Raw genomic sequence first — 6,388 nt, 5'->3', positions numbered from 1 at the left:
AAAGATGGTGTAGCAAACTTAAAAGATTTAGCTTGGGGAACTTATACTGTAAAAGAAACTAAAGCACCAATTGGATATTCATTAAATAATGAAATTCAAACAGTTAAAATAGATGCACAGGATGCAGCTAAAATGCAATTAGTAAACCTTAAAGATGCTAAAATCTTAGGACAAATTTTAATAACTAAGACTAATGAAAATGGAACTGTGAAGCTTCAAGGAGCAGAATTTACAGTAACAGGACCAAATGGATATAAAGAAGTAGTTACAACAGGAGCTAATGGAATAGCATCTCTTAGCAATTTAGAATGGGGAACTTATTACGTAAAAGAAATAAAGGCTCCACAAGGATACAATATAAATAATACTATTTATAGCGTAAATATAAATGCACAAGATGCACTAAAAGTTCAAGCTGTTAAAGTAAAAGACAGCCGAATTGAACAAGTATCTACAACACATAATACTACAACTAGTAATAATAATAAGACAACAGGAAACACTAGCAATACTAACAAGACAACTGGAAATACTAGTAATACAACTAGTAACAGTAGCAGTCAAGGATTAAGTCCAAAAACTGGAGATGCAAGTGAATTACCAATATACGGATTATTAGCAATTGCTATAGTAGGATTAGTAGTAAACACAAGAAGAAAGAAAAAATTAGCAAAATAATTTTAAAATTTATACAGTAAAAGAAGTGCTTATGCATTTCTTTTTACTTTATAGCTAAAATATAAAAAAAGTGAAAGAGGACAATAAATAGTATACAAAGAGCTGAATTTAAACTATTTATTTAAATTCAGCTCTTCATATATTTTTAATTTATATCAGCTCATAGGAATACCTCCTAAACTAAAAAAAATAGAAATTTTTATTGACGTACTACAATTATTATTATAGCACATTAGTGGATAAAAAACATTAAATAATAATTATTATTAATGATGTGCAATGTGGAGATTACATGAAGAAATTTTAATTTAATAAATAATTGCAATTTAAATTATATAATAAATAGGGTCTACTAAAGATAAGGAGGGAATAGTAATTTGAGTTTTAATAATATACCAAAAATAAAAGATAAAAATATAGTTGATAAAGCTATATTTAAAGTGATAGATAAATATTCTTTTAGCATATTTATAGGGATTTTAATTATAGTTTCATTACTTATTAGAGTACCTTTCAAAAATTATCAATCAGGGGATTATACATTCTTTTTAAAAGATTGGATTACATATTTAAATACTCATGGTGGTTTTAGAGGGATAGCAACAGTTCCATCAGATTATAATGTACCATATTTGTACATCTTAGCAATAATATCTAAATTTCCTCAAAATGCTTTAATATTAATTAAAAGCGTTTCTATAATTTTTGATTATGCATTGGCCTTAAGTGGGGTGTTACTAATAGGTGAATTATTTAAAGCGGATAAATCAAAGAAATTTATACAAGCTATAATATTTATTTTGATTATATTTTTACCAGAAGTAATTTTAGATGGTGCTGCAGGAGCCCAATGTGATAGTATATATACATTTTTCTGTATAATGACTATATATTTTGTATTAGTAAAAAAATATAATTTAGGATTTATAATGCTTGGAATAGCCTTTGCATTTAAACTTCAAGCAATATTTATATTGCCTGTTTTAATAATTTTATATTTCACTAATAGAAAATATTCAATTTTACATTTTCTTTGGATACTAGCTATGGATTTCTTGTTGTATATACCAGCACTTTTAATGGGAAGACCTTTAAGCCAGATAATAACCGTTTATTTAAATCAAGCTACAGAATATAAAAATTTAGAAATAGATACGCCAAATATTTATTCTTTATTTTACAGTGGGCAAAATGATATGTTAAAGACAGCGGGAATTTTATTTACACTTGCAATATTTATAATGATTTTATTTATAGTAATACATAAGGGAAGGGAATTAGGTAGCAATGATATAATAAATTTTTCACTACTATCATCATTGTTATGTGTTTATTTTTTACCGAGTATGCATGAACGATATATATATCTAGCTTGTATTTTTTCAGTAATATATGGACTTATAAATAGAAAGCAGAAATGGAAGTTTATAGTTCCAGCAATTATAAATTTTGTGGCATTTATATCAATGTTGAAATTTTTATGGTATTACGAATTAGTTAGTATGCCTATGTTAGCAGGATTATTAGCTATAGCTATAGGGATAGTTTTAATAGATTTCTTTGGTGGACTGAATAGAAATATATATAAGAATATAGAAAAAAGTTCTTCTTCGTAATGAAGAAGAGCTTTTTATATTGAAAAATTAGAATCACCAATAATGTAAAATGTAGAAAGATAATTTAATTTACTAGAATGTTTTAAGTTTTTTATATTGGAAAGTCTTTTATATAAATAAATAGTTTCAAAAGCATTAGTTAAAATAATGTGTTCAACATCTGTAGTGATAGTATAATATTTTCGTCCGAATTTAAAAAAACGAGAAGTTAGGTTAAGAGTTTTAAACTCAAAAGAAAGTTTAATAAGCATAATAAAAATTAAAATTATTAGAACTATATTTGGAAAAATATTATTGAGCGAGTCATTAAAAATTAGAGAAAGTATTAACGGTACAGAAATAAACTCTATGCAGCCTATGAAGTAACTTATAAATACACCTTTTGAAAGAATATAGAAAGTTTTAGTTGAAACAGCAGTACTATCTGGTGAAATAGTGTTTTCAACAGCTGATGATGAAGCTAGTTTTAATTTAGTAAGAAAAGCTTCTTTTTCTTTTGTTGAAGAAAATGCATCTAAAGGAATGTAAGCAGAAGTTTTCTTTAAATGTATGATTAAAAGATTATTTTTTTCATAAATATTCTTTATATCAAGTATTTTAAAATATATTTTCTTAAAACCATGTATAAAAACTAAGCAATCAGCTTCAATATAATAGGAATAGGTTAGAAAATTTTCTTCAAGTGTATCAGCAGAATAGTTAGTTTCAGAGATTAAATTATTTAAGCTTGCTGTATATTTATAAAAGCTAAGAGTATCTATAAATTTTTTTAAAGTTAGAGAAAGTCCAATTAAAATAATAGTACAACCTATGGCAAGAGAGAAAAGGTATTCAGCAAAAAGAGAATAAGGATTTTGAAATAAAAAAGCAAAAGAAAAAATAAAAAATACGAGAAAAAAAGCAAAACGGGATTTATATTGCTTTACTTTTGAAAAAAATAAATTTAAAAGTATTTTTTTTAGTGAAGATAAATAATCATCAGTTATTTTGAATGTTATCATTAATAGTATTCCTCCAAATATATAGTGAGTTTAAAAATATTCTTTATTGTTAGGAAATAGATATTTGTTTTTTTCATGAATCCAAAGATATTTATTTTTAAAAAAAGTAATATAAAAAATAGAAAAAATTGCTTTTATACCTGTTATTGAACTTCCACATTCAAATTTTAAAGTATCTTTATCAGTAATAAAAAAATTAAGCTTATTGCTACTACAGGAATTAATTTTTAAATAGATAGTATGCCTTCCAGCTGAAATATTAATATTTTTAATTTCACCACAATTTAAAGTGCCATAAAAAGTGTTATCAATAATAATCTTGTAATCTCTAAAATTATTTGTAAATTCACCTTTTCTAGAAATAGATATCATAAAAATCTCCTCCAATATATAATAAATATCTATATTAATTATACAAAAGACATGGATAAATTTTAAAATAAACAGATAATTTAACAAAAATTATACAAATTAAAAAAATATATTTATAAGAATACTAAAACTTTTTTAAGAATTTATTAGAGAAAAAATGATTAATTTTAAGAAAGAGTAAACTAAACGCTCAAGATATATGAAAACGTATGTATATTAGATGAAATATGAATTTATGATAAAATAAAAAGTAGAAAAAAGTAGAAAATTATACTATAATTTAATAAAGCGTTAATTTTATTAAAAAAGTAGAGAAGGTTTTTTATTTTATTAAAAAACTGAAAGGGGCAATATAAATGGATAAAAAAAATATTACAAGTAAGGTAGATCATACATTATTAGGAGTTACTTCAACTTTTGATGAGATAAAAACTTTATGTGATGATGCTATAAAATATGAGGTTGCATCAGTTTGTATACCACCTTCATATGTAAAAAGAGTTAAAGAATATGTAGGAAGTAAAATGGCGGTATGTACAGTCATTGGATTTCCAAATGGATATATGACAACTGCTACTAAGGTTTTTGAAACAGAAGATGCAATAAGAAATGGCGCAGATGAAATCGATATGGTTATAAATCTTGGATATGTAAAAAATGGTGAATTTGATTTAGTTCTAGAAGAAATTAAATCTATTAAAAAAGCTTGTGGAGAAAAAATCTTAAAAGTTATAATTGAGACATGCTTCCTAACTGAAGAAGAAAAAATAAAAATGTGTAAGATTGTTACTGAATCAGGTGCAGACTACATAAAAACTTCAACAGGATTTGGAACTGGTGGTGCTACAGCAGAAGATCTAAAACTTTTTGCAAGTAATATAGGTAAAGATGTAAAGATTAAAGCAGCTGGTGGAGTTAGAGATCTAGCTACAGCAGAAGAGTTTATAAATATAGGAGCAAGTAGACTTGGAACTAGTTCGATAATAAAAATATTGAAAAATGAAGAAGTTACAGGTTACTAGGAAAAATTTAATTAGAGCTAATGTGCAAAATTAATTGCGCAATAGCTCTTAATAGATAAAGGATAAATAATAATATAAATGAATACGTTTACTAAAAAGGGGGATTTAAAGATGAGAATGTACGATATAATAATGAAAAAAAGAAATAATGAGGTTCTTACAAAAGAAGAAATAGATTTTTTTATAGAAGGATATACAAAAGAAAATATACCAGATTATCAAGTATCTGCTCTTTTAATGGCAATATATTTTAATGGATTAAATAGAGAAGAAACAGCAAATCTTACAATGGCCATGGTTAACTCAGGTGACGTTGTTGATTTAAAAGATATAGAAGGACTAAAACTTGATAAACATAGTACAGGGGGAGTTGGAGATAAGACATCGTTAATTTTAGTTCCAATGGTTTGTGCAGCAGGAGGAAAAGTAGCTAAGCTTTCAGGGAGAGGACTTGGACATACTGGAGGAACTTTAGATAAATTAGAAGCTATTCCAGGGTTTAATATAGAGGTTTCAGAAGAAAGATTTAAAGAGTTAGTAAAAACGTCAGGTTTAGTAATAGCAGGACAAACTCAAAATTTAGTACCAGCAGACAAGAAAATTTATGCTTTAAGAGATGTTACAGCTACAGTAGATAGTATTCCACTTATTGCAGCGAGTATAATGAGTAAAAAAATTGCATCAGGTTCAGATTGTATTCTTTTAGATGTTAAATATGGAGAAGGCGCATTTATGAAAACTAAGGAGGATGCAGAGCTTTTAGCTAGAGCTATGGTGGATATAGGTGAATCTTTAGGAAAAAAGACTTCAGCAGCTATAACATTAATGGGAGAGCCACTAGGATATTGTATAGGGAATGCTTTAGAAGTTAAAGAAGTAGTAGAAATATTAAAAGGAAAAGGACCAGAAGATTTAAGAGAATTATGTCTTCAACTAGGAAGTAAAATGCTTGTGATGGGTGAATTAGCAGAAAATATAGATGAAGCTAGATCACTTCTTATAGAAAATTTAGAAAATGGAAAAGCTCTAGAAAAGTTAAAAGAATTGGTTAGAAATCAAGGTGGAGATGATTCAGTTATAGAAGATACAGAAAAGCTTGTAATAAGTCCACTTTCTCATGAAGTAAGAGCTGTAGAAGATGGATATATATTTGATTTAGATGCAGAAAAAGTTGGAATTGCATCACTTATGACAGGTGCTGGAAGAGAAACTAAGCAGGATAACTTAGATTATGGTGCTGGAATTATCTTGAAAGCTAAGATTGGAGATAAAGTTAAAAAAGGAGATATAATAGGAATTCTTTATGCAAGTGATGAAGAAAAATTTAAAAAGGCAGAAGAAAAGCTGTTAGAAGCATATAATATAAAATTAGAAAAAGGCGAAAAAGCTTCATTAATTTATAAGATTATATAAATTAGCTTAAATAGAAAAATTCAATAAATTAAAAATAAGAGTGAGGTTTTAACTTCACTCTTATTTAATATCTAGATTTATCTAAAAGAAGTCTATTATCTAAATCTACTACTTTTTCTATTGATTTAGGTAAATCTAAAATTCTATCTTTTATAAATAAAGGATAAAACTCTATATCCTTTAACTTATCTAGAGGAACCCACTTAAATTCAAAAACATTTCCTTCGTCTTCAATTTCAAAAGAATCCTTTTCTAAGATAGAGTTTGGTGTTGTACATTGAACTGA

At 26.2% G+C, this 6,388-nt stretch carries 6 protein-coding genes and 1 pseudogene; 4 read left to right on the top strand and 3 right to left on the bottom strand.

From position 1 onward, the window contains the following. Both Q0W06_RS18955 and Q0W06_RS18950 read left to right on the top strand, forming a co-directional pair. Positions 1-678, top strand: a 678-nt coding sequence (locus tag Q0W06_RS18955; RefSeq protein ID WP_297639552.1) for a prealbumin-like fold domain-containing protein, incomplete at its 5' end; no start/stop codon positions are given. 377 nt (positions 679-1,055) lie between these two features. Beyond that, entirely contained in the window at positions 1,056-2,294 is a 1,239-nt protein-coding gene (locus Q0W06_RS18950) for a hypothetical protein (RefSeq protein ID WP_297639549.1), read from the top strand. Positions 2,295-2,308: 14 nt separating this feature from the next. Here Q0W06_RS18950 and Q0W06_RS18945 read toward each other — a convergent pair whose 3' ends face one another. Next, on the bottom strand, positions 2,309-3,295 hold the full coding sequence (locus tag Q0W06_RS18945; RefSeq protein WP_297639546.1) for a hypothetical protein: 987 nt from the start codon (positions 3,293-3,295) through the stop codon (positions 2,309-2,311). A 30-nt stretch (positions 3,296-3,325) separates the two neighbouring features. After that, positions 3,326-3,667, bottom strand: a complete 342-nt coding sequence (locus tag Q0W06_RS18940) for a hypothetical protein (protein WP_297639544.1) — start codon at positions 3,665-3,667, stop codon at positions 3,326-3,328. Between the two features lie 356 nt (positions 3,668-4,023). Between Q0W06_RS18940 and deoC the strand changes: the two genes are divergently transcribed. Then, positions 4,024-4,689 (top strand): deoxyribose-phosphate aldolase, encoded by a 666-nt coding sequence (deoC, locus tag Q0W06_RS18935; protein WP_297639542.1) that lies wholly within the window; start codon positions 4,024-4,026, stop codon positions 4,687-4,689. 111 nt (positions 4,690-4,800) lie between these two features. After that, positions 4,801-6,102 carry a pyrimidine-nucleoside phosphorylase gene (locus Q0W06_RS18930; protein ID WP_297639537.1) on the top strand — a complete coding sequence of 434 codons (1,302 nt, stop codon included), beginning with the start codon at positions 4,801-4,803 and terminating at the stop codon, positions 6,100-6,102. Positions 6,103-6,166: 64 nt separating this feature from the next. On the opposite strand, the pseudogene Q0W06_RS18925 reads toward Q0W06_RS18930, so the two are convergent. After that, positions 6,167-6,388, bottom strand: a pseudogene (locus tag Q0W06_RS18925) (hypothetical protein); the annotation flags it as partial.

This window comes from uncultured Clostridium sp., from assembly GCF_947072515.1.
Lineage (GTDB): Bacteria > Bacillota > Clostridia > Clostridiales > Clostridiaceae > Clostridium.
This window is presented reverse-complemented; position numbering and strand designations above follow the sequence as displayed.